The following is a 20,854-nucleotide window of genomic DNA, read 5'->3' as shown; positions in this document are numbered from 1 at the left end:
TTGCGCCGTATAGCGACTATAGAGCCAAATGCTCATCTAGGAACGTAAGCACCTTTTTGCTTCCTTTTCGATAAGCGACTTTTATTCCTTACTCCGCCCGAGGCGCTTGGGGGAGCGCTGCTAGGGCTTCTGCTCGTTGCTGCTCGATAATTTCCGCAATCTCATCGTGGTAGGTTTGACGGTTTTGCGTTTCATCGGCTTTTAAGATGGCGAAATCGATGCCGGTTCCGATTGCGGTTCCGGCTACAAAACCCGCAACGTTACCAGCACCGGGCACAACGCTTCCTGTTACACTGCCGATTGCCGATGACGCGGTTTTCAGTCCCAATGACCTCGCAAGCGTCGTCGTCATCTTCGCAAATGCTTTTTCTCCAACAACTCGATCGACAACTTTCTTTGCAACGAAGCCGCCGACCGCGCCTGCCCCGACGCTGGTAGCGATTCGCTGGCTGTCTTCCATAAGTTGTTCAGAAGGCTTTTGGATTTCCGTCAATCGTTGAGGGTTGAACTCTGCTGGCTTTTGAAGCCAATCAGGAACGTTGGTCACCTCGCAATCCGCAAGCCTGTTCTTGAGCTTTTCCTGCAGTTGTGCTGCTTGCTCAGCGCAGGCTTGCATTTCATCGTTGAGCCCCGAATCATCGATGCCCTGGGAAAGCGACGTTGAGAGTTGGTTTCGCAGTCCTTCTTCTAGACTACCGGTGAATACGCGAATCACTCGTTCGTAGTCAGCCGGAAGCGAGTAATACCAATCAAGATAGTTATCAATGTTCTCGATCCGCTTATCGAAGGCAGCGTTAACCAAAGGCACAAGCGTGTTTTGCACGCGATTGGTTAACTGCGAGGTTTCACCCGACAGGTCGGACAGCACCATCTCGACAGCTTCTTGGTCGTACGTCTTTCCGTCGATGACGTAAACTGCTTTACCGATTTGATCCCGCACAAGCTGCTTTCCTTGCGAAACGCCGTCAATCGACTCTATCTCCTTAGCTTTCGCGTCGGCCCACAATGCCGCTGCTATAGGGGCTACTGCCAGGATGGCTGCAAGCGCAATCAGTCCAGGTTGTAACTTGCGCTGCTGAATGCGTTCCTCTGGTTCGCCCACGTCGGCAAGCGGCAAGAACAACTCGATAACGCAATCGGGCATCATGCAGGTGCATAGCAGGTTGACGAAGCCGCCAAGCGAACAAACTAGCAGGGCGATCTGCAGGCCAACGTATCCGCTCCACGATGCATCGGCGATATGGGATAGCAAACAAGACATCACCGTGTCGGTGTATGTCGTCACTAAACCGGCATCTGCCAACAATGTCGACGAGGATTCGCCGAAGGGATTCTCGTGAGCTAAGAAACATTCGAGAACGCTATTGACCTGAGGCGCAGCGGTGTTCACGACCACGACGGCCGAAGCGATGCCAAGAGCCGCCATCAGAAGCAACCCTCCAAGCAGCAGTGTTCCGGTTTTCTCGAAAACAAGCTTGAACTCGTGTGCCGAGATTTTGTTCGCCAGCATGAACGCGAACGGGCAAATGATGACGCCAACAATCGCGATTACCCATTCCAGTTGTCCCCATCGAACAACCGACAACAGCAAGCTGGCTATCGCAAAAACAGAAAGCACGAACGAGACGAGGATGCGCAGGATTTTGCCTCGAGTGATTTTCGCGATATATCCCGTTTCGCTAAGCAAGGTGCGGTCATGTAGTTTGGAGGTGAACAGCACATAGGCGAAGGTAGGTGTGGCTATTGCGGTCAGCAAAGCAAGCACAAATGCGAACACGATAATCGACATGGTGCTTGCGAACTTTGCGAAGCAGAACAACACGGCTAGCAGCGCCAACGCGCTTATTGCGTATCGTGTGTAAAACCGTGCGTCCGCTTTCGGCTTGGTGTTCCCGGGCAGAAGTTCCATCCCGTTGTCCTTCCTTTTGGCGCGGGTGTTCGCGCTCGCTTCCCTGTACCTATCATCTGCGGTTTCGACTGCTGACTTGCTATAGCAAGTCACCTTTTCTATTGTAGCTTTTACGATGCGCTTATGAGCACAGACGAGCGAAGAAAGCGGATGGGCGCGCGCATCAAGACGTTACGGGAGCAGCAGGGGCTGTCCCAGCGCAAGCTTGCCCTCATGATTGGCTCGAGCCAGACGCACATTTGGCAAATCGAGAACGGCACCGTGAACGTGGGACTTGACATTTTGTGCCGCCTCGCCGATGCCCTCGAAGTTAACGTACGCGACTTGATCGACTTCTAGCCGGCACCCACCTCGATAATTCCGCGCATACCCAACAGGCTCCGCACACGCTAACCGAGCCAAATCAGGCCGATGCTTTCGCATCGGCCCGCATCTAAGACTTGCTAACTAGTAGGCGCTTCTCGAATTGCACAAGCATCAGGATTTCAGCTTGGCCACTTTCAGGTCTAGCGATTTCACACTTTGGCTGCTCACAAGGTTATCGTATTCCGTGCCGTCGGCTTTCTTGCTAAACTCCATGGTAATCATGGTGTTCGGTTGCATGCTTTGCCCAACTACCACATAGTCAGCCAACGAATCCTTGTCATCGAGCTCGATATAGCTTCCATCGCTGGCTAGCACATTCATCGTGATGTATCCGCTACCATAATGGTCGGCAAGCGAGCCCGCCATACTGATATATCCGCATGAAGCCAGATTGCGCCCAACGTAATCCCGCAACGCACGCGTGTACTTATCTGGCGAGGAATCGATTGCGGTCATGCACGGTGCCGTACCGTCAACTTCCCCGATTTTCTTTACTGCAAGCACTATCTCTTCCTGAGACTCGCTTGCCACAAGATTATCGTATTCGGTCCCATCTTCCTGCCTCAAAAACTCAAGCTTGATTTCTGTATTGGGTTTCAGATTTTGGTCGTAAACAACGTACTGCTTCAGACTCTCTTCGTCCGTCGGGTTAATATACGCTCCTTCAGCGCTGACGTAGACGATCCCCAAGGTGCCGCTACCATACCGGTCGTGACGCAACTCGTCTAAAGCGGTATAGCCAACAGATGCCGCGTTCATTCCGCGGTAGTCTTTGACGTACCACGTATGCTTATCGGGAGAAGGCTTAATCGGTTCGCTTTGCTGAACAGCCGTTTCCTGCTGGGCCTCGCTACCTTTCTGCTCGACGTTTGATTGCTGGTCTTGAGGTGCGGCACAACCAGCAAACGCAAGAGCTAAGGCAAACATTGCGGCGCTTGCTGCAACGATGATCGCCTGTTTCATAATGGTTCCTTTCGGTCGTATTCCATATAGCCGCGAACTAACGAAGCGTCCGCAAAAGCAGCTCGTAGGCTCCCGGCCCAAGCCATACATCAACAACAACGGACATGCCGGGTGCATTAAATGCCCAGTTCAGAATTGCCTTTGCAGCAACATGCGACACGTTGTAACGTCCATGGATGTCGTCAATCGCGCCGGCAAGCGCAAGCGCGGCGCACGCTGATGCTTCAGAAGAATCAGCGTTCTCCACAAGCGGTGCAAAAGAGCGGGCAAGCCACCCGCGATGGGCGGCACAGTCAGCACTCATACCGTCCTGCCTTGCTTCTTCATCTACCATCTTGTGAAAGGCTTCGACCACCTGCGCATCGATTTCGTTCTCGATAAGCTCGCCAGCCAACATCGGTTCTTCACCCTGCGAAGCCATCAGCAACGCTCGCGCAGCCAGGAGCTGCCCCGCAACCTCTTCTTGTCGTTCTTTGAGTCTTTCTATGTGTACCGCCAGCAGCCCGGGTTCTGCCTCACTTCCAGTTGCTGGGTGCTTGCGCAGCTTTTCACCGATTTCGGAGAGACTCAGTCCCTGCTGCTTTTCCAGGCGGACCACGAACAGCGTTGCGACTTCACGTGCGCTATAAGTTCTCCTTCCCCATGTGCTGTTCTGGGGTTGTACAATACCCAACCCTCCTTTCCCGTTGTAGCAGCAGCGCTGGATGTCGCGCCGCGGCAATCCTGTCAGGCGCTCAACCTCGGAAATCGTCCAGCCACCGTGTTCGTGTGCGTTGTTCATGTGCCGCCCTCCCGAGTTCCAGCAAATCTGTTCAACGCTTGAACAGCAAGCAGGATTCGGCGATGAACTCGCGAAAGTTTCCTCAGCTTTGATTTCCCGCGCTTTTGGCTGCGAAGCGTTTGGCGTTCGCATATGCAGTCCTTTCCTTTAGCGACTTCGGCCCCAAGGGCCCTTTCGCTATAGGGCGTGCAAAAACTGCGAATCAAGCAGTCAGGCGTCAAGGGAGACGAGCGCAGCATATGATGCTCATCTTTTCGAAAAAGTGGCCACTGTTGGGCAATATCCCGAGAAGCTGAAGGAATTTAGGACAAATTGTGAGGATACCGAATGAGCGTTTTACCAGTCACCGTCAGGGCGCAAATGAGTATCCAAATATGTACTCAACGAAGGAATTCATGGAATAGGTGAACGGATTCAGGCTAATCAAGCATATGAGAAGTCTTTTATCGTTCAAGGTCTCAACTTTCTGTCCAACAGTGGTCATTTTTGTGAGTTCCTGAACCGCCAAAAGCAAGGCATACTGCTTGCTCATGAAATCGATTTTATACCGCTTGCGTTCGCGAAGCACGGCACCCGGACGCGCAATAGACGCCGCACCTATAAGGACAGCGGCCAACAAAGCTAAGGAAACCCCTGACGAAAGGCGCCCTCATGACGAATTCCGGTCCGAACAGGTACGATGTTGTCGGCAGCTTCGCGCCGCTGGCCAGCGTGCCAGCGGGCAAGCAAGTGGTGTTGGGACTCATGTTGATATAGCAGAACAGCGTCACCAGCGCGTGCCTTTTTTGCAAAATCATTAAACGCGGTCGCTTTTCATAGCATGCTCAAAGCGCTGAAACAAGCTCGTTTTCGTTACGTTCTCGATAATGCCCATCGGCAAAACCGCGCACCTCATCCAACAAAATGGCGCAAATCCATACGCGATCGAAAAATCCCGCCGTTTTACTTCTCCAGCTCCTTGATATGCGCTTTGCGCGAAGTGAGCAGGTAGGCCCACAGGGTGCCACCACAGGACCGATGACCATGATCACCTGCAGAACCAAAACAAGGCGGTGCGGCGCTCAGGTTTGAAGCAATCCTTGATTATCGCAGTTGAAACCGCACACACCGCGCCCGCACCCGTAGCCTCGATCAAACGGAACAGGATAAGCGCTTCGATGCTCCAGATCGCTGCGCAGGCCACGCTTCCCGCCGAAAATGCCACAAGCCCGCCGACAAGCACCGGTTTGCGACCAACGCGGTCGCAAACCGGACCGACATCGTCGGCTGCTCGAAACCCGAACGAGCAGACAATGCCGTAGCCGCACTCTCATCAAAGATAGCCCACGCATTATCGCCAAGGTCAAACACCGCAAGGGCGCCATGGTGAGTGCGTTTGCAATCAGATCGTTCATTGCCAGGCTTCGACCAGAAGACCGCGAGCTCTACGTTTCCACCGGCGGCTCCACCAAGGAAGCTCGCTATGAAGCCGATCACGCCTACGTCCCCGTTCGTCTGCTCGACCTTGACTCCTTCGTGCGTAACTACGTTGAGGTCTACGACAAAGTCAACGATAACGACCGCGCGATTCTCCCGCTCACCCGCGTCTGGCTGCCAGCGTAAAGAAAAGCATTAGCAAGCGTCAACAACCGCACAGGACGACAAACCTCTCGGAGCTTTCCCGTATCAATTGAGATGAGGTCCGAGAGGTTCCCAATCAGCCCGCGCCACTACACGAACGCACCTCCGCCTCCCCTGTTCCGTTCGAAAACAAATGACGCGCGATCCCCTAGCAAAATCAAAGGGCCGCTGGTTGTTCCAGCGACCCTCCTTTGTCCTTGCCTCACGTAGAGTCCGCAAGGACTGTTTCACTAACTGAATTGTAGCTCACATGCTCATAACGATGAGCGGCAATATGCTGAACGGGGCTAGTAGCTAAAGCCTCACGTTCACAGGCGCAGGGTTGCGCGCAAGGAAATCTTCAATAGTCTCCTTGTCTGACCCTCGAACGTACGCCGCCGCCTCGGGGCAGAGCTGCCCGAGAAGCGCCAGAGCATCAGCGTTCACGCGCATCGGGGATAGCTGCTCGCACTTCGGGTTGAAGAGCCGCTCGTTGTGCGCGATACGGTTGCGCACGCGCAGGATGCCGTCAAGCCGGTTCTGGAGCGCAACGCGCCTCGTGCCCTTCGGCCAGGCGGCATAAAGTCCTGTTCGCCAGATGACAGCCTCGCGGCTGCGGTCCGTAAGATGAACCCAGAAGCCAAGTGTCAGATTCGAGACAAGGTCACCGCTCGAAAACCCCTCGGGAAGCCCGTTCACGGCAACGTCGATGATCTTCCGATTGATGCGGTTGACGTCCACCGTGCCCTTGCCTGACTTCCTCATGACAGGCCTGCGCACAGGAGAGTCGCCATCGAGAAGCCAGTGACACTCGCCATCCCAACGAGCCTCCATCGTATCGTTGTAAGCATTGCGGAGAGCCACCTCGAAGTACGAGATGTCGCGCATGAGGAACTGCCCGAGCGCAACGTTCCAGCGGTACAGCTCGAGCGCCTTCTCGGCATCGCACTCGCTAGCTTCGAGGTAAGGGGCAAGACGTTCAGGGGAAAGCCACCTCTCAACCCACGGGAGGATATTCATGCCGTTGACGCAGGCGCGTTTCGTCTGATGGTTGCATTGCTCGTCAGCCAAGAAAACTCCTATAGATACAAATCGAGCCCCGGTGACTTGAATCAGAGGTCATTCCCGGGGCCATTGCCATATAGTATACCAACAGTTAATTAGTATATCAAATGGGCGTTCGGTAACGTTGCCCGTCCGCCACCCCGCCCGTGCTTGCCGGGCGACCCGTAGTTCCCGCAAAGGAACGAACTCACAAGCGAGCCTGACTCGAAGGCCGAGAACCGCGCGCTTGCACGAGGCAAGAAGATGCATCCGCAAACTCGAGATAGAGAACGCATTCTTGAAAAAAATGTCGCAGCCTTCTTTGCTGGAGCGTACATGGGCCCCTAAGCCTGCAATCGAGAAGATCGCCGTCGGGTTTCGTGCGCCACGTTTTCTGCTCAAGCTTATTGACACGCAAACGCCTAAGCGGCCATGATTGTTCTCTGCTGGAAAAACCACTTGGTTTTGCAAGGGCGTGTCCGCGAGGTCGGATGCGCCCTAGTTTTTTCCACCGAGAACGCGCGGGATGAACGGGCGAAAGCCGTCCTGTCTCGCTTTCCGCTTGTTACGAACCGTTAGCGAGCAACGCTCAATACAGAAAGGGCTGCCAAGCACTCTTGGCAGCCCTATAGCTAATGCACTGGAACTGACGATTGCTAACTATGCTAACGGAACCTAACAAAGCTGACGCATGCTGAAAAAGCTAACTGAACCTGAAAATGCTGACGTGTGCAAACCTAAACGAAAGATGCTATCCAGTAATGAACAGAAAGGTAAGGGAGACGGCCATAGCAATATTCGCTGCAAGCCCGACACCCTCGAAGCCGCGGTTAGCGCTATCAGGGGCTTCCCGCCCCTAGCGCAACCTTGTGCGCTACGAGGCGAAGCGAGCGGCGAACGAGACAGGGGATGCGGCCGAGGGCAGAACCGTCACGCGCTGCGCCATGGCAGGTGCGTACGCGACATTGGCTTCGCGAAGTGCGCGACGGATGCCGGCAACGACATCGCCGCGGTCGGCCATCTCCGGCGTCAACGCGACATACTCGGCAGGCTCCCCGGCAACGGAAGCCGACACGTCGGACGTGCGCACAACCGCGGAATTGCGATAGAAAGCAGGCCACCAAGGGTTTTGCGCTTCATCGTTCGCCATATCACTATGCGCCTCATCGGAAAGCAGCAGAATCGTACGGCCGAACGCGCGCTGGGCGCGGAACAGCGCGCCGGCGATGCCGTCGGCGACAGCTTCCGGATACGCCATAGCGATCGGATCGTTCGGCATGCTCACGATTGCCAGCTTCGTGCGCGGGGTGAGCGCACACTCGAGCGCGACGAAGTCGGGCAGCATCGTTTCCTCATCAAGCGAAACCTCAACCAGGCGAGCGCCTCGACCCTCAACAAGCGCACGATACGTCTGGCCGCAAGGCGCAAACGCAATCACTTCGTCTTCGGGCTTGAGCACCGCGCCCATAAACGCGTTGATGGCGCTGTCGACCCCGCTGGCCATAACGATGTCGGAAGCGGCATAGGAGGTGCCGAAACGACACTCCAGCGAAGCGGCAACGACCGACGCCGCGCCAAGACGTTCTTTCGTGAACTGCGAAACGAGCATTTCCTCTTCCCTTCCTAGCGCAATCTGCGCACGATGAAACCGCCCCGACGCATACGGCATAGGGGACAACGTCGCCACTTCGCGACGATAACCACAACAATGGGGAAACATATAGAGCATCGAGGCATAACGCATGCCCGATGGGGAAAATCAGATACGCTCGAACGAGCAGATTGCTTTCGCAACGATTGGGATTGTAGCGCACGCCACAAGAAGAAAACACCCCTGAGCGCCGATTTCCTCGCAAGCGGCGAATCGGGGTAACATGTCGTTTCCGCAGGTCAGATACCCATATAACCCAAAAATGGTGATGGGTTTTTAAGAAAATACCCCGATTCGCACGAGTGTCTGAGCATCGCAAAAAAGGCTGCATACGCGGCCTTTTGAGCCGCCTGCCGCTTCTCGGGCACAAGGGCGTTGCATGAACACGCCTCCGTCCCCTGTTCGCATGTCGAGGCATTGCGAGCAGCGGATTATCAGCAAGCACCAAGTCGACGCCGTTAGGCGCTTGGAGCGGATGCGGCCTTTGAGCAGGTTTGCGCGTGGCTAGCGACCATGCGGTAGAATGACAGCACGTCGTTGCCGGCAGACGAAAGGAGCGGAGCCAGATGATGGACGTCAGACCGCCAGAACTATCACGGCTCACCCTCATGTGCCGCGACCACGAGGTCGCCGAGTTCACCTGGAACCACGACCGCCAGGCCGTCACCGGCAAAACCCATGTCTTCGATGCAGGCCATGCGCCGCTCATGTCGGTCGACCCATACGGCAACATCACGCGAGACAGGCTCTCGATATGGTTCAAGAACAGGGGCATCCCCGACTTCCGCCCCGATGCCGTCGAGCGGCTGCGCGCCGTCGGCTTTCCCTCGGCCGCTTCCCTCATGGCCTCCGGTTTCGGAGCATCGCTGTCCGACCAATACTGGATTCGCCCGACCGGCTCGATCTCCACATGGAGCGACGTCAACTGTTTCGAGAACGATTTCAGCGAAGAGCTCGGCAAGCTACTGCTTCCGCACGACGCCTCATCGGTCCCCTCCCTCATCGAGAAGATCAGAAGCAACGCGAACATCCTCGCCTCCTCGCCCGATGCGGCCCTGAACGGCAACCTGCCGAAGCGCTGGACGATTGAGGGCGGACAGCGGGTGCTGGTCAAGTCGGGGCGCGCCTCTGGCAGGTTCCAAGAACCGTTCAACGAGAAGATCGCCAGCGTGCTGTGCTCGCGACTGCTCGGCATGGACGACTACGTTTCCTACGAACTCGAGGACGGCGGCTTCATGAAGTGGGCCTCCCGTTGCAAGCCCATGACCGACCAGACGACCGAGTTCGTCCCGGCGTATGCGCTGCTTTGCTCATCGAAACGCCCCTCGGACCTCGGGCTGTACGATTTCTACGTATCCACCTGCGCCGCTCACGGGCTCAACGTACGCGAGGACGTGGAGAAGATGCTCGTCGTCGACTACCTCATGGCGAACTTCGATAGGCACTGGAACAACTTCGGCGTGCTTATCGACAGCGAGAGCAGGGAATGGCTCCGCGCGGCGCCGGTGTTCGACACCGGCGAAGCCCTCTGGTGCAACCGCGAGCTCGCCCAGCCCTTCGGCGGCTACACGACGCCGCGCGCCGGCATGATGCGACCCTTCGCCCGCAGAATCGATGACCAGGTCGAACGGCATTGCCAAGACCTCTCCTGGCTCGACCCGTCCAAGCTCAAGGGCTTCTCCGAGCAGGCCTGCGACATCCTGCTCGGCAACCCCTTCATAGCCAACGAACCCGGCAGGATCGACAAGATCAAAGCCGCCATCGACCTGCGCGCCATGGCGCTGACCAAGCATGCCAGCAAGGTCTGCCGCGAACGCAGTTTCACCGTGCCCGACATGGGCACCGCGTCGAACGCAGCAGCGAAGCAGGCAGAGCGCCATCTGTGATTTTCGAAAGCCGAGACCCGCACTAGCGTTTCGGCATCGCAAAAAAGATTGCAACGCGGCCTTTTGAGCCGCCTGCCGCTTCTCGGGCGCAAGGACGAGCAGAGGGCGGAGGCGCGTTCTCGCGAATGGTCATTCGCAAAACACCGCGATAGAAACGGGTCTGGACAAGCTGCATGGTTCGCTCAGAGAAATCAGGAAACCAGGCCAGCATGTGCTGGCGCAAGCACGTTTCAGTGCGCCTCAAATCCGCCGCCGCTGCCGCGCTATCGCCGTTTTCGAGGTTCCGGATTGCACGCAACGTAAGCCAGGATTATACGAGCATCGTCTTGAACGGGCAGTAGGGCGCAAACCTCAAACACTATCAGCTATGTTACCGCTGACGACATATCCCCTCCTTACGCAACCAGTTCCAACAACGCTTGGGTTAGCTGCAACAGAGATGCGTAAAAACCGTTGGGGGATTCACGTTCTACCGCTTCGCGCAAGGCTGGCATCCAGGAAAGCGGGCGGGTGCGCACGAAGTCGACAGCATGCTGCGCCGCGCTCAGGGCGTTTTGCGTATTCGCATCCGCGCCTTCGCTCGCAGCAGAGGGAACACACCCTGCATCTGCTCCCCAATCCTCGCCTTCACCTACTCGGCGGCATAATTCGCTTGCCAGCAGAAGCTCGATGCCCATATGGTCCTCGTACTGTCTTCCCGCCTGCGCCAACTCCAAACCGTTGTCGCGCAAGGCCGCGCGCATTTGATGAGTCGCCTCGCCGAACCCGACGGCACAACCCTGCTGGCAGTAAAACGTCTCCCACGGGGCAACAGCCGGTTTCGGCGGCCCCACGAACAGATGCGCGAACTCCACCGATGCGCGTTGCACTCGATCATCAAGATTACTCGCGCCATCCCTGGCGTCTAAAACACAAACACCGGTTTGCGCTTCCCGCGACGCGGCCGCCGCCTCTTCGCGCCCGTCAAGATACTTCACCAGCTTATCTGCCGCATTCGCCACCTCGGCGTCTTCGCACGCCGCAAGCACTTCCCATAGGCAAGCATCAAATATAGCCGCACTCTGCACACCTGCCTGCAAGGGCGGCGTCAAAAGCGCGTTGCCGGCAATCGCCAGCCAGGGCGCCACCTGCACAAACGTTTCCCTATCCACCATCATCGCAATCCGCTACCTCTCACGAAAAAGGGAGCCGGTCACCGATTGCAACCGACTCCTACACGCCATAGCTATTGTTCACCACCGCATTTTGGCAGCACGCACTTCGATAGGATCATGTACGCCAGCGCACCCGCGCACACCACGCCCGCAAACACTACGACCTCCGGCAGCGTAGGCGCATATACGCCCAGCGTAGTCCACACGTCGCCGGCATCGCCTACCTGAGCGGCAGCCGTACCCAACGTAATGCCGTTGCCGCCATAGACGTTCGGCACGGTGAAGCTGGTGAACAGCAGCCACGCACGCTTGCAGAACACACCAAGCACTATCAGCGCACTCGCCAGCACCACACACGCCGGATTTTCGCGATTCCGAGCGAACACGAGTACCAAGAACGGCACAGCCAAGCCACCGATAACCTCAAACCAGAAGAACGGCGCCGTCTTGCCGGTGGTCATGATAGCCAGCGCCTCGGCCTCGCCCGCACCCGGGTAACCCATGGTCAGGCACTCGCAGCCGATGAAGAACGCGTCCACCGCCACGAACACCGCAAGCAGCCCCGCCAGCGACTTCATCAAATCGCGGTCGAACTTGAACAACTTCGCACGGTCAAGCGCCAAAAGGCAGATAAGCAGCAATGCCAGACCCGAATCGCAGGCCGATGCCACAAAAATGGGAGCCATGATCGCCGAGTACCACGCCTTGGCAATCTGCAGGCCGAAAATCCATGCCGTCACGCTGTGCACCAGGATGGCAACCGGCAGCGCCACACGAGAGAGCACTGCCACCTTGCGCTCGTCGCCGCGCACCAACCACACCAGGTCAAGCACGTTGATAACCAGGTAGCACGTGATAACGATCATGTCCCACGCAAGCGGACTGACGAAGTTCAACCCCACGAACATGCGCCACACACGCGCCACGCCGCCAAGGTCGATGAGCACGAACGCGCCAGCACAGCAGATGCATACGATGGACGTGATGACCGCCGGCACCGACACGCGCTTAAACGACTCTATGCCGAACACGTGCGCCGAGCTTGCCACAATCAGACCGCCAGCCGACAGGCCGACGAAGAACATGAACGCCATGATGTACAGACCCCATGAGTTGGAGTTGTTCATGCCCGTGATACCCAGGCCGTACGTCTGCTGGGCAACCCAGCAGCCCACCGCGGCTAAAACCACCGCCGCCAACACGACGACAACCGCCATAGTTCGCCCGCTGAACAGGGCTTTTCGCTTATCCATCCATCAACCCCCTAGTTCACGTAAAACACTTGCGGGCGCGTGCCCTTTTCCTCGAGCAGCACATGACCGCCACGACGCCAAAGCCTCGACACTGCCGAATCCGGATCATCCAGGTCGCCGAACACGCGGGCATCGCCCGGGCAGCAATGCACGCACATAGGCTCGTCGCCGCGATCGGTACGCTCCTTGCACAGGCTGCATTTCTCGGCCACGCCGCGCGGGCGAACCGGCACGTCGGCATCGCCATAGTGGAAACCTGTCGCGCGCACAGGCTCGTTCCAGTTGAACACGCGGGCGTTATACGGACAGGCACCCATGCACATACGACAGCCGATGCAGCGGTCGTAATCAATCTCCACGCGACCCTGCTCATCTTTGTATGTGGCGCCGGTCGGGCACACCTTCATGCATGCAGGATTCTCGCAGTGCTGGCAAGCAACCGGCAGATACGTACGCGAAAGGTTGGGGTACACGCCAACAGCGTCGTCGAACATCTCCACGCCCTCGGTAAGCACGCGGTTCCACAGCATGCCATCAGGGACGTTGTTCTGCATCTTGCAAGCGATCGAGCACGTGTTGCACCCGATGCAGCGGTGCAGGTCTATTGCGATAGCCAGTTTCGTCATGGACTATTCACCTGCCTTTTTGATCTCAATGAGCGTGTCGTTATACGGAATCATGGGACCGAACATCATGTCGTAACCGCGCGGGTTCATCGTATCGTTGGATACGCTTTGCATCAGCGTCCCATTAAGATACTGACGGTACGTGCTTTCGGCCATAAACGCGCTTTCAGGCTGCACGGCGTTGTTCAGGCGCAGCTTCGTGCGGAACGAACCGCGATCGTTGTACACCTCAACCTCGTCGCCATCGACAAGGCCACGCGCAGCGGCATCGGACGGGTTCAGCTCGATATGCGGCTCGAACAGCTGCTGGATCCACTTCGCACCCGAATAGGCAGAATGCACGCGGAAGCGCGAACGAGCTTGGCTGAACTGCAGCGGGTATTTTTCGCGCAGCGGGTTTTCCGGGTACGCCTCGTTAGGACGCTCCCACTGCGGGAACGCCTGGCCCCACGCCAGCATGTTCTCGTAGTACGGCTCCTGCTTGGTCGAAGGCGTTGCGTAGGTCATGCCCACTTCCTCGCCGACGGTATCGTCCCAATCCAGCACCAGCTTGCAGGCACCGTTTTCCCTGTTCAGCGCTTCAAGTGTGATACCTTCACACGACGGGTCGTCCGTGGTCAAGATAGCGCGAGCATATTCTTCGCCATTCTCCGGATACAAACCGCCCAGCCCCATGGCTTCGGCAATGCCCTTCTCAATGTAGAAGTCGGATTTGGAATCGAACAACGGGTCAAGCACCTTCTGGTTCTCCAGAATATAGCCGTTGGCGTTCTTCACGCCGCCCACGCTGTCGGCGCACTCGAACTTGCTGCACACGGGAAGCACCAGGTCAACGTAGTCAACAACCGAGCTGTGATAGATGTCTGCCAGGCACACGAAGTCCAGCGAATCCAACCAACGCTGCGTTTTTGCCCAGTTCGCCGCCTTCTGCGTGGGAATATCGCCGAAGAACATGGCCGCGTGCACGTCGTCGGTGTTCACAATGTCGTAGAAGCCTTTTTTGCTAGGCGTGGGCTTTCTGTTCTCAGGCAGCTTCCAGGCGCCCAACTTGGCCTCGGACAGGACAGTGTGGTAGTGGTAGATACCGCAACCGGTGCCGCGCTTGCCATAGTTGCCGGTTAGCGAGGCGATAAGCGCATAGCAGTGGCCGGCGATGTCGTTGTTGAAGAACTTATCGATACCGCCCACGCCATTGCAGATGATAGACGGACCCTTTGCATACTCGCGCGCCACCTGGGCGATAGTATCGGCCGGCACACCGGTAACGCCCTCGGCCCAGTCGAGCGTGTAGTCGGCCATCTGCTGCTTGAGCAAGTCATACTCGGTGATATATTGCACACCGTCCACCGTGAAGGTGCCTTCGAGCGCAGGCTGTGCGCCCGGCGTATCATGCAGCACAGCCGCACCCGTTGCGCTGTCCCACACATACGGGGCTTTCACTTGCTTCGGCTTGCCAGTTTCCTTATCCACCGCATCGTGCATCTCGCCGAGGACCTCACCGGTTTTCGCGTTCACAAGGAAGGGGAACGACGTGTGCGCCAGCATGTGCTCGCGATCGCACAAGTCGTTGTCCAGCAGGTACTTCACCATTCCCAGGAAAAACGCCGGGTCGGTACCCGCGCGCAGCCCAACCCACTGGTCTGCCTTGCTTGCCGTTGCCGTGAAACGCGGGTCGAGTACGATGATCTTCGTGCCAGCAGCCTGAGCATCAAGGAAAGCGCGCGACCACATCATGCCCGTTTCCAGCACGTTGCAGTTGGCCATAAGCACCACGTTAGCCTGCTTCCACTCCCATATGGTGTTGAGCGCGAACATGCCCGACCAGCCGAACGCTTGACCCTGACCGTTGCCCTGGCCCATGTCGTAGCCGTTCAAACCGCCAGCTTGCGCGCCCAAAATGGAAGCTAGTAGCGGACTGAAGCGCTGCGAAGCCTCCGTGGAGTATTGAATCCACAACGCCTGCGAACCGTACTTGTCGATGGTGGCCTGAAAATTCTCGGCGATGATTTTAAACGCCTCGTCCCAGCTGATCACCTCGAACTGACCGCTGCCACGTTCTCCCACGCGACGCATAGGCGATTGAATGCGCGCTTCGCCATAGATGTGCTCAATCTCGGAAATGCCCTTAAGGCACACGTTTTGGAAACGCTTGTCACTATTCGGGCGCGGTTGCACCATGACCAGGCGTCCGTCACGCACCGTGCACTGCAACATGCAGTTACACAGGCAATGCTCGTTGTGGTAGGTGAACGCCGTGCGCTCCTCAGGCGCCGCTGTTGCCTGCGCAGGTGCCAGCCAGCCCTGCGTGGTGGCCATACCGCCCACAGCAGCAAGTGCGCCGCTGGCAGCACCTAGCCTGAGGAAGCTACGACGATTAAGCACCGCACGCATCCTTTTGCTACCTTCCATATCCTCTCCTTCGTTCCGCATATCCCGTTTTCCTAGGTAAAAGGGATATAATTACGATGACCGATTTATACTGGACCCGTTTCGCACCTGCATTATGGAGGGTATGGAAACCTCGTTCACTGCCCAGCTTCGCGATATGGTGCTTAGGCAACGAACGCAAGGAATCGGGGTATAATCGACACATTTCGAACGAAGGGGATTTCGCCACACGTGCATTTTTCTGTGGCGAAACGCATGGGCGCAGCCAAGGTACGGGGGGAGATCATGACCGAAAGCAAAACAGATTTGCGCGTCGTGCGCACGCGCAAACTCATACGCGATGCGTTCATGGATATGGTGGGCGAAGTGGGCGTGGCAAGAATCACGGTGAAGGATTTAACCGAGCGCGCCGGCATCAACCGCAAGACGTTCTATCTGCACTTCGAATCTATCGAAGCGCTGTACGACAGCGTGATGAATGAAGTTATGAACGACTTTTTCGATAATTACGAAACCACTGCCGACCAGCCAAAAGACCTTGACGGTCATGCGCAGCGTTTCTTTATGTTCCTTGTCGGGCAAACTCCTACCATTGAGAAGCTTATCTGTTCGCCCGGACCCTACGACTTTGGCAACCATATCTATCGTGAGCAGATGATGCGCTATAAGTCCGCTGGGCAGGACCCTTTTGCATGGATGGACGCCGACGCTGAGGAGCTGGTGCTGAACTTTATCCGCACCACGGCGCTGGACTTTTACCGCGAATGGGTGCGTCGCGGCAAACGCGTCGACCCGCAAGAAGCGGCGCCGCTGCTCGGCGCCATCACCTGCCATGGCGCCGCCCCGCTCATGCGCTAGTGTGGGGCCTCGGGCCGAGGCCCCCACACCATTAACGTCGTCGGCAAGCTCGAAGGACAGGATCCCCGTTCCCAGGCCGCTCATCTGGGTTTTCACCAGCTCGTGATACGGCGAGCTTTCCAGCCCGGGGTACAGCACGCGCTTCACGCACGGCACGCCCTCCAGGTAGCGGGCCACCGCCAGCGCGTTGGCGCAGTGGCGCTCCACGCGCATCCCCTCTCCCACCGTGCGCTTCACGCCGGCGATATGCGTCACCTTCATGAGCGGGTTCGTGGGCGTCTCGAAGTTTACTTGGCGCGGCTACGCGCGCGCTAGACTGAAGTCATTAATCAAAAAGGACCGCAAACGCGGTCCTTTCGGTCATGCAAGTTGTAACGGAGATGCCGGAGTTTACCCCTGATACCCGTACAGGTTGCCTTCGCCCGTGTACTGCACCTCGCCGGTGCCGGACACGATGCGGCCGACGCGATAGGTCTTCTCGCCGGCTTCGGCCAGAGCGGCCTCGACTTCCTCGGCGCGCGCGGGGTCCACGATCAAGATCATGCCCACGCCCATGTTGAACGTCTTGAGCGCCTGCGGCTCGGACAGCTCGGCGGCGTCGCACACGTACTTCGCCACGGCCGGCACGGGCCAGGTGCCCAGGTTCACCTGCGCGTCCACGCGCTCGTTCAGCGCGCGGTTGAGGTTCTCGGAGATGCCGCCGCCCGTGATGTGGGCCAGCGCACGCACGGCGCCCGGGCATGCCTTCAGCGTACCGAGCACCTGCTTCACGTAGATGCGCGTCGGCGTGAGCAGCGCGTCGGCCACGGACTGGCCGTCCAGCGCCTCCACCGGCGCGAGCAGCTCTTCGCGGCTTTTGCCCTCCACGCACACCTTGCGGGCCAGGGAGTAGCCGTTGGAGTGCAAGCCCGAGGATGCCAGGCCGATGAGCACGTCGCCCTCGGACACGCTTTCGGGGTCGAGCATCTTCGGTTTGTCGACAACGCCCACGGTGAAGCCGGACAGGTCGTAGTCGTCGGGGTCCATGACGCCCGGGTGCTCGGCCATCTCGCCGCCGATGAGCGCGCAGCCCGCCTGACGGCAACCCTCGCCGATGCCGGCAACGACCTCGGCCACGTGCTCCTTGCGCAGTTTGCCGATGGCGATGTAGTCCAGGAAGAACAACGGCTCGGCGCCGCACGCCAGGATGTCGTTGACGCACATGGCCACCAAGTCGATGCCCACCGTGCCGTGCTTGCCGGCCAGCTGGGCAACCTTGAGCTTCGTGCCCACGCCGTCGGTGCCGGAAACCAGCAGCGGCTCGGCCATGTCCTTGGCCGCCGCGATGCTGAACAGGCCGCCGAAGCCGCCGATGTCGCCGACGACCTCCGGGCGATACGTGGAGTGCACCGTCTCCTTGATGGCGTCAACGGCGCGCGCGCCCTCGGCGGTATCCACGCCTGCTGCCTGGTACGTAACTTCCTGCTTCGTCACTGGATGCTCCTTATCTGATAGGCGGGAACCCGACCGACCCTGCGGCCAGCGCTCCCGCACCGTTAACCTTCCAAAACCCGGACAGTTAATCCTACGTCCCCAAACTGTCTGGCGTGTTTGCGGTTGCTAGACGCTGACTTGGGTGTTTTCTGCTTCTTGCGCTTCCTTTTCGTAGGCGGCGGCGAAGTCGGCCTTGGTCATGAAGCTGTTGCGCGCGGTGTAGGCGGGGATGTCCACGGGGTACTCGCCCGAGAAACATGCCTCGCAGTAGCCCGGCGTGCGCACGTCGGGCAGGCTGTCACGCAGGCCCTGCAGGCTGATGAACGCCAGCGAGTCGGCGCCCATCCACTCGCACATCTCGTCGTTGGTCATGTTCGCGGCGATCAGCTGGTCGCGCGTGTCGGTGTCGATGCCGTAGAAGCACGGCCACATGACCTCGGGGCTGACGATGCGCATGTGCACCTCGGTGGCGCCGGCGTCGCGCAGCATCTCGATGAGCTTCTTCGACGTGTTGCCGCGCACGATGGAGTCGTCGATGACCACCAGGCGCTTGCCGCGGATGACGGAAGGCAACGGGTTGAGCTTCAGGCGGATGCCCAGCTGGCGCATGGCCTGCGTGGGCTGGATGAACGTGCGGCCAACGTAGCGGTTCTTCACGATGCCGTCCGAATATGGGATGCCGCTTTCGAAGGCGAAGCCCATGGCCGACGGGATGCCGCTGTCGGGCACGCCGAGCACCAGGTCGGCGTCGGCCGGCGCCTCGCGGGCCAGGATGCGGCCCATGTTACGGCGTGCCTGATAGACCGACTGACCGTCCATGACGGAGTCGGGGCGGGCGAAGTACACGTACTCGAAGATGCAGCTGGCGCGCTTGCGCGGCTCGACGCCCTGCTCGGAGGTGACGCCGTCCTTGTTGAAGCGCACGATCTCGCCGGGCTCGACGTCGCGCACGTATTCGGCGCCCACGATGTCCAGGCCGCAGGTTTCGCTGGAAACCACCCAGCCGCGACCCTCGGGCAGCTTGCCGATGCACAGCGGGCGGATGCCGTTGGGGTCGCGGAACGCATACAGCGTGTCGGGGCTGGCCAGCACCATGGCGTAGGCGCCCTCCATGTACTGCATGGCGTAGCGGATGCCCTCGCGCAGGTGGTGCGTCTTCTGCGTGACGCTGCCGATGGCCTTGGCGGCCACCTCGGAGTCGGTGCCAGCGCGCAGCTGGATACCCTCGTCGATCAGGCGGGCGCGCAGGCTGTTGGTGTTCACCAGGGTGCCGTTATGCGCCAAGGCGATGAGGATCTCGTCGATAGCCGAGATATGCGGCTGCGCGGCCTCCCACGACGCCGCGGCGCCGCTGGTGGAATAGCGCGCGTGGCCCACGGCCACATAGCCTTCGAGCGCGGCCAGGCGCGACTCGTCGAACACCTGGGTGACCAGGCCCAGGTCCTTCGACACCATGATGGTCTCGCCATCGCCCACGGCGATGCCGGCCGACTCCTGCCCACGGTGCTGCAACGCCTGCAGGCCGAAGCACGTCATACGTGCAACGTCCTCGCCGGGGGCGAACACGCCGAACACGGCGCACTCCTCCTCCAAGCGGTCGGGGCGCTCTCCCGGCAGAATCGAGGTGCTCATGCTGCTGTCTCCTTTGCCGCTTCGCTGACGGCGGCCACGTCCTCGGGGTTGATGTTGCTATCATCGGCAACGACGCTGCTGGCCGCTGCTGTTGAACCGGATTCGTACGCGAACAGCACCCACCGGCCGTTGCTGGCCAGGTTATCGCAGGTGGAGAACGCGAACGCGTGCTTCATGTCGGCGGCAGAGGGAAGCCCCGCCACCGTGACGACGGAACGGTCGACCTTGTCCTGCACGTAGGCCTGGCGCTCCTGCTCGCTGGCGAACGCCGTTTGAGCCAAAGGATCGTCTGCCGCGCAATGCACGATGGAGAAGGTGGTGAGCTGGTAGTTCGCCGTGGGCGTGAACACGTACACGGTGCGATGGCCGTTGAACGTGTCCGCGTCGCCGAAATCGGCGAAGGGCGAGAACATGGAGCCGTCGTTCATATGATGGCCGTACACGATGTTGTTCGCATCGGAGAAATCGGCGGCATTGGTCGCGGACAGGAAGATGCTGCCGAACGACACCCAGCTGGTCTGCCCGTAGAAGTCGGTTTTCAGGTAATGCTCGTCGTCGGTGCCGTGCACTATGGGGAAGTTGACGGTGGTGCCAGGAACGTAGATCCACCCCACCACGTCGGGGTTGATGGCCCGCAAAGCGTCCCAATCGACGGTGAAGCTTGCAAGGTCCATACGCTGAAGCGCAGCGGCATCGGGAGCGTTGAAACCGATCTGCTCGAGCTGCTTGTTGTTCTGCTGGCCGTGCCAATAGCCGTAGCCGATGAAGGCCAGCGCGCCCGCGGCGCATACGAACACGATGAGGGAGATGATGAACACCACGCGCCACACGCCGCCCGAGCGTTTGGGCTTGCGCCTACCTTGGGAAACGGAAACGGGCCGCACGGGACCCTGCCCTTGCGGGGCTGCGTGCGCGCCGCGCGATTGCACGCGGTTATGCTGGTATTCGGACAATTCACGCCTTCCCAAGCGTCGAAGCGCGAAAAACACGCAAGACGCCTCCGCAGTAGCTCGGAAACCTCATCTACCTATGACATAGTACGAAACATCCCCAGGTCGGGGGACATGCCGCCCGCGAAATACCGCAAATCAACGCAGGATGTTCGAAAAAACGCCCAGCACCCGCGTGGCGCAGCCGCGAACAGCCGCCCAACGGGGCATCCAAGAAGCCTCCCCCTCAAAGGACGCCCTTTACGCGCTCGAACCCCTCGCAGTCCGCAAAAGCCGCATGCGATGCGCGACGGGCGGATGCATCGCGCGCCAAAACGCAAG

General features: G+C 58.8%; 17 protein-coding genes and 1 pseudogene. 4 read left to right on the top strand and 14 right to left on the bottom strand.

The annotated features are described in order from the left end of the window. Positions 1-88 precede the first annotated feature (88 nt). Positions 89-1,909 carry a hypothetical protein gene (locus SFHG_RS07325; protein ID WP_042435757.1) on the bottom strand — a complete coding sequence of 607 codons (1,821 nt, stop codon included), beginning with the start codon at positions 1,907-1,909 and terminating at the stop codon, positions 89-91. Between the two features lie 150 nt (positions 1,910-2,059). On the opposite strand from SFHG_RS07325, the gene SFHG_RS07320 reads away from it, so the two are divergent. Further along, on the top strand, positions 2,060-2,248 hold the full coding sequence (locus SFHG_RS07320; RefSeq protein WP_238318303.1) for a helix-turn-helix domain-containing protein: 189 nt from the start codon (positions 2,060-2,062) through the stop codon (positions 2,246-2,248). Between the two features lie 138 nt (positions 2,249-2,386). Here SFHG_RS07320 and SFHG_RS07315 read toward each other — a convergent pair whose 3' ends face one another. The 3 genes from SFHG_RS07315 to SFHG_RS11255 form a co-directional block, all read right to left on the bottom strand. Beyond that, positions 2,387-3,238 carry a hypothetical protein gene (locus SFHG_RS07315; RefSeq protein ID WP_042435752.1) on the bottom strand — a complete coding sequence of 284 codons (852 nt, stop codon included), beginning with the start codon at positions 3,236-3,238 and terminating at the stop codon, positions 2,387-2,389. A 37-nt stretch (positions 3,239-3,275) separates the two neighbouring features. Next, a complete protein-coding gene (locus tag SFHG_RS10460) occupies positions 3,276-4,019 on the bottom strand; it encodes a MerR family transcriptional regulator (protein WP_162096566.1) in 744 nt (247 codons plus the stop codon). A 1,027-nt stretch (positions 4,020-5,046) separates the two neighbouring features. After that, positions 5,047-5,313: an MFS transporter gene (locus SFHG_RS11255; protein ID WP_081469036.1), complete on the bottom strand. Its 267-nt coding sequence runs from the start codon at positions 5,311-5,313 to the stop codon at positions 5,047-5,049. Positions 5,314-5,384: 71 nt separating this feature from the next. Here SFHG_RS11255 and SFHG_RS11250 point away from each other — a divergent pair, with 71 nt between their 5' ends. After that, on the top strand, positions 5,385-5,621 hold the full coding sequence (locus tag SFHG_RS11250) for a hypothetical protein (protein WP_238318302.1): 237 nt from the start codon (positions 5,385-5,387) through the stop codon (positions 5,619-5,621). A gap of 312 nt (positions 5,622-5,933) precedes the next feature. On the opposite strand, the gene SFHG_RS07295 is transcribed toward SFHG_RS11250, so the two are convergent. Together SFHG_RS07295 and SFHG_RS10145 are read right to left on the bottom strand one after the other, a co-directional pair. Beyond that, a complete protein-coding gene (locus tag SFHG_RS07295) occupies positions 5,934-6,689 on the bottom strand; it encodes an Abi family protein (RefSeq protein WP_052297855.1) in 756 nt (251 codons plus the stop codon). Positions 6,690-7,536: 847 nt separating this feature from the next. Next, on the bottom strand, positions 7,537-8,271 hold the full coding sequence (locus tag SFHG_RS10145) for an aminotransferase class I/II-fold pyridoxal phosphate-dependent enzyme (RefSeq protein WP_052297854.1): 735 nt from the start codon (positions 8,269-8,271) through the stop codon (positions 7,537-7,539). 608 nt (positions 8,272-8,879) lie between these two features. Here SFHG_RS10145 and SFHG_RS07285 point away from each other — a divergent pair. After that, positions 8,880-10,199, top strand: a complete 1,320-nt coding sequence (locus tag SFHG_RS07285) for a hypothetical protein (RefSeq protein WP_202898147.1) — start codon at positions 8,880-8,882, stop codon at positions 10,197-10,199. A 395-nt stretch (positions 10,200-10,594) separates the two neighbouring features. Here the strand turns inward: SFHG_RS07285 and SFHG_RS10140 are convergent, their stop codons facing one another. The 4 genes from SFHG_RS10140 to SFHG_RS07265 form a co-directional block, all read right to left on the bottom strand. Further along, positions 10,595-11,356: a TorD/DmsD family molecular chaperone gene (locus SFHG_RS10140; protein ID WP_052297853.1), complete on the bottom strand. Its 762-nt coding sequence runs from the start codon at positions 11,354-11,356 to the stop codon at positions 10,595-10,597. Between the two features lie 68 nt (positions 11,357-11,424). Continuing rightward, positions 11,425-12,606 (bottom strand): NrfD/PsrC family molybdoenzyme membrane anchor subunit, encoded by a 1,182-nt coding sequence (nrfD, locus tag SFHG_RS07275; RefSeq protein WP_042435740.1) that lies wholly within the window; start codon positions 12,604-12,606, stop codon positions 11,425-11,427. A gap of 11 nt (positions 12,607-12,617) precedes the next feature. Next, the gene (locus SFHG_RS07270) at positions 12,618-13,232 is read right to left on the bottom strand and encodes a 4Fe-4S dicluster domain-containing protein (RefSeq protein WP_042435737.1); all 615 of its coding nucleotides are present in this window, start codon (positions 13,230-13,232) and stop codon (positions 12,618-12,620) included. A gap of 3 nt (positions 13,233-13,235) precedes the next feature. Continuing rightward, positions 13,236-15,641 carry a molybdopterin-dependent oxidoreductase gene (locus tag SFHG_RS07265; RefSeq protein ID WP_042435734.1) on the bottom strand — a complete coding sequence of 802 codons (2,406 nt, stop codon included), beginning with the start codon at positions 15,639-15,641 and terminating at the stop codon, positions 13,236-13,238. 264 nt (positions 15,642-15,905) lie between these two features. Between SFHG_RS07265 and SFHG_RS11135 the strand changes: the two genes are divergently transcribed. Further along, on the top strand, positions 15,906-16,478 hold the full coding sequence (locus SFHG_RS11135; protein ID WP_238318301.1) for a TetR/AcrR family transcriptional regulator: 573 nt from the start codon (positions 15,906-15,908) through the stop codon (positions 16,476-16,478). 45 nt (positions 16,479-16,523) lie between these two features. On the opposite strand, the pseudogene SFHG_RS11245 reads toward SFHG_RS11135, so the two are convergent. The 4 genes and pseudogenes from SFHG_RS11245 to srtB all read right to left on the bottom strand — a co-directional run. Then, positions 16,524-16,691: pseudogene (locus SFHG_RS11245) on the bottom strand (PLP-dependent transferase); the annotation flags it as partial. Positions 16,692-16,868: 177 nt separating this feature from the next. Continuing rightward, a complete protein-coding gene (gene purM, locus SFHG_RS07255; RefSeq protein ID WP_042435732.1) occupies positions 16,869-17,951 on the bottom strand; it encodes a phosphoribosylformylglycinamidine cyclo-ligase in 1,083 nt (360 codons plus the stop codon). A gap of 126 nt (positions 17,952-18,077) precedes the next feature. Then, the gene (gene purF / locus SFHG_RS07250) at positions 18,078-19,583 is read right to left on the bottom strand and encodes an amidophosphoribosyltransferase (protein WP_042435731.1); all 1,506 of its coding nucleotides are present in this window, start codon (positions 19,581-19,583) and stop codon (positions 18,078-18,080) included. Further along, entirely contained in the window at positions 19,580-20,536 is a 957-nt protein-coding gene (srtB, locus tag SFHG_RS07245; protein WP_202898146.1) for a class B sortase, read from the bottom strand. Before srtB ends, purF begins: the two co-directional genes overlap by 4 nt. Positions 20,537-20,854: the final 318 nt, after the last annotated feature.

Origin of the sequence: Senegalimassilia anaerobia JC110, assembly GCF_000236865.1 — a bacterium.
Taxonomy (GTDB): Bacteria; Actinomycetota; Coriobacteriia; order Coriobacteriales; family Eggerthellaceae; genus Senegalimassilia; species Senegalimassilia anaerobia.
Note: the sequence above shows the minus strand (reverse complement) of the source record. Positions and strands in the feature narration are given on the sequence as shown.

Bases quoted from the DNA above. Each gene is read 5' to 3' on its own strand.
- SFHG_RS07325 (WP_042435757.1), bottom strand. From the start codon at position 1,909: ATGGAACTTCTGCCCGGGAACACCAAGCCGAAAGCGGACGCACGGTTT.
- SFHG_RS07320 (WP_238318303.1), top strand. From the start codon at position 2,060: ATGGGCGCGCGCATCAAGACGTTACGGGAGCAGCAGGGGCTGTCCCAG.
- SFHG_RS07315 (WP_042435752.1), bottom strand. From the start codon at position 3,238: ATGAAACAGGCGATCATCGTTGCAGCAAGCGCCGCAATGTTTGCCTTA.
- SFHG_RS10460 (WP_162096566.1), bottom strand. From the start codon at position 4,019: ATGAACAACGCACACGAACACGGTGGCTGGACGATTTCCGAGGTTGAG.
- SFHG_RS10145 (WP_052297854.1), bottom strand. From the start codon at position 8,271: ATGCTCGTTTCGCAGTTCACGAAAGAACGTCTTGGCGCGGCGTCGGTC.
- SFHG_RS07285 (WP_202898147.1), top strand. From the start codon at position 8,880: ATGATGGACGTCAGACCGCCAGAACTATCACGGCTCACCCTCATGTGC.
- SFHG_RS10140 (WP_052297853.1), bottom strand. From the start codon at position 11,356: ATGATGGTGGATAGGGAAACGTTTGTGCAGGTGGCGCCCTGGCTGGCG.
- nrfD (WP_042435740.1), bottom strand. From the start codon at position 12,606: ATGGATAAGCGAAAAGCCCTGTTCAGCGGGCGAACTATGGCGGTTGTC.
- SFHG_RS07270 (WP_042435737.1), bottom strand. From the start codon at position 13,232: ATGACGAAACTGGCTATCGCAATAGACCTGCACCGCTGCATCGGGTGC.
- SFHG_RS07265 (WP_042435734.1), bottom strand. From the start codon at position 15,641: ATGGAAGGTAGCAAAAGGATGCGTGCGGTGCTTAATCGTCGTAGCTTC.
- SFHG_RS11135 (WP_238318301.1), top strand. From the start codon at position 15,906: ATGACCGAAAGCAAAACAGATTTGCGCGTCGTGCGCACGCGCAAACTC.
- purF (WP_042435731.1), bottom strand. From the start codon at position 19,583: ATGAGCACCTCGATTCTGCCGGGAGAGCGCCCCGACCGCTTGGAGGAG.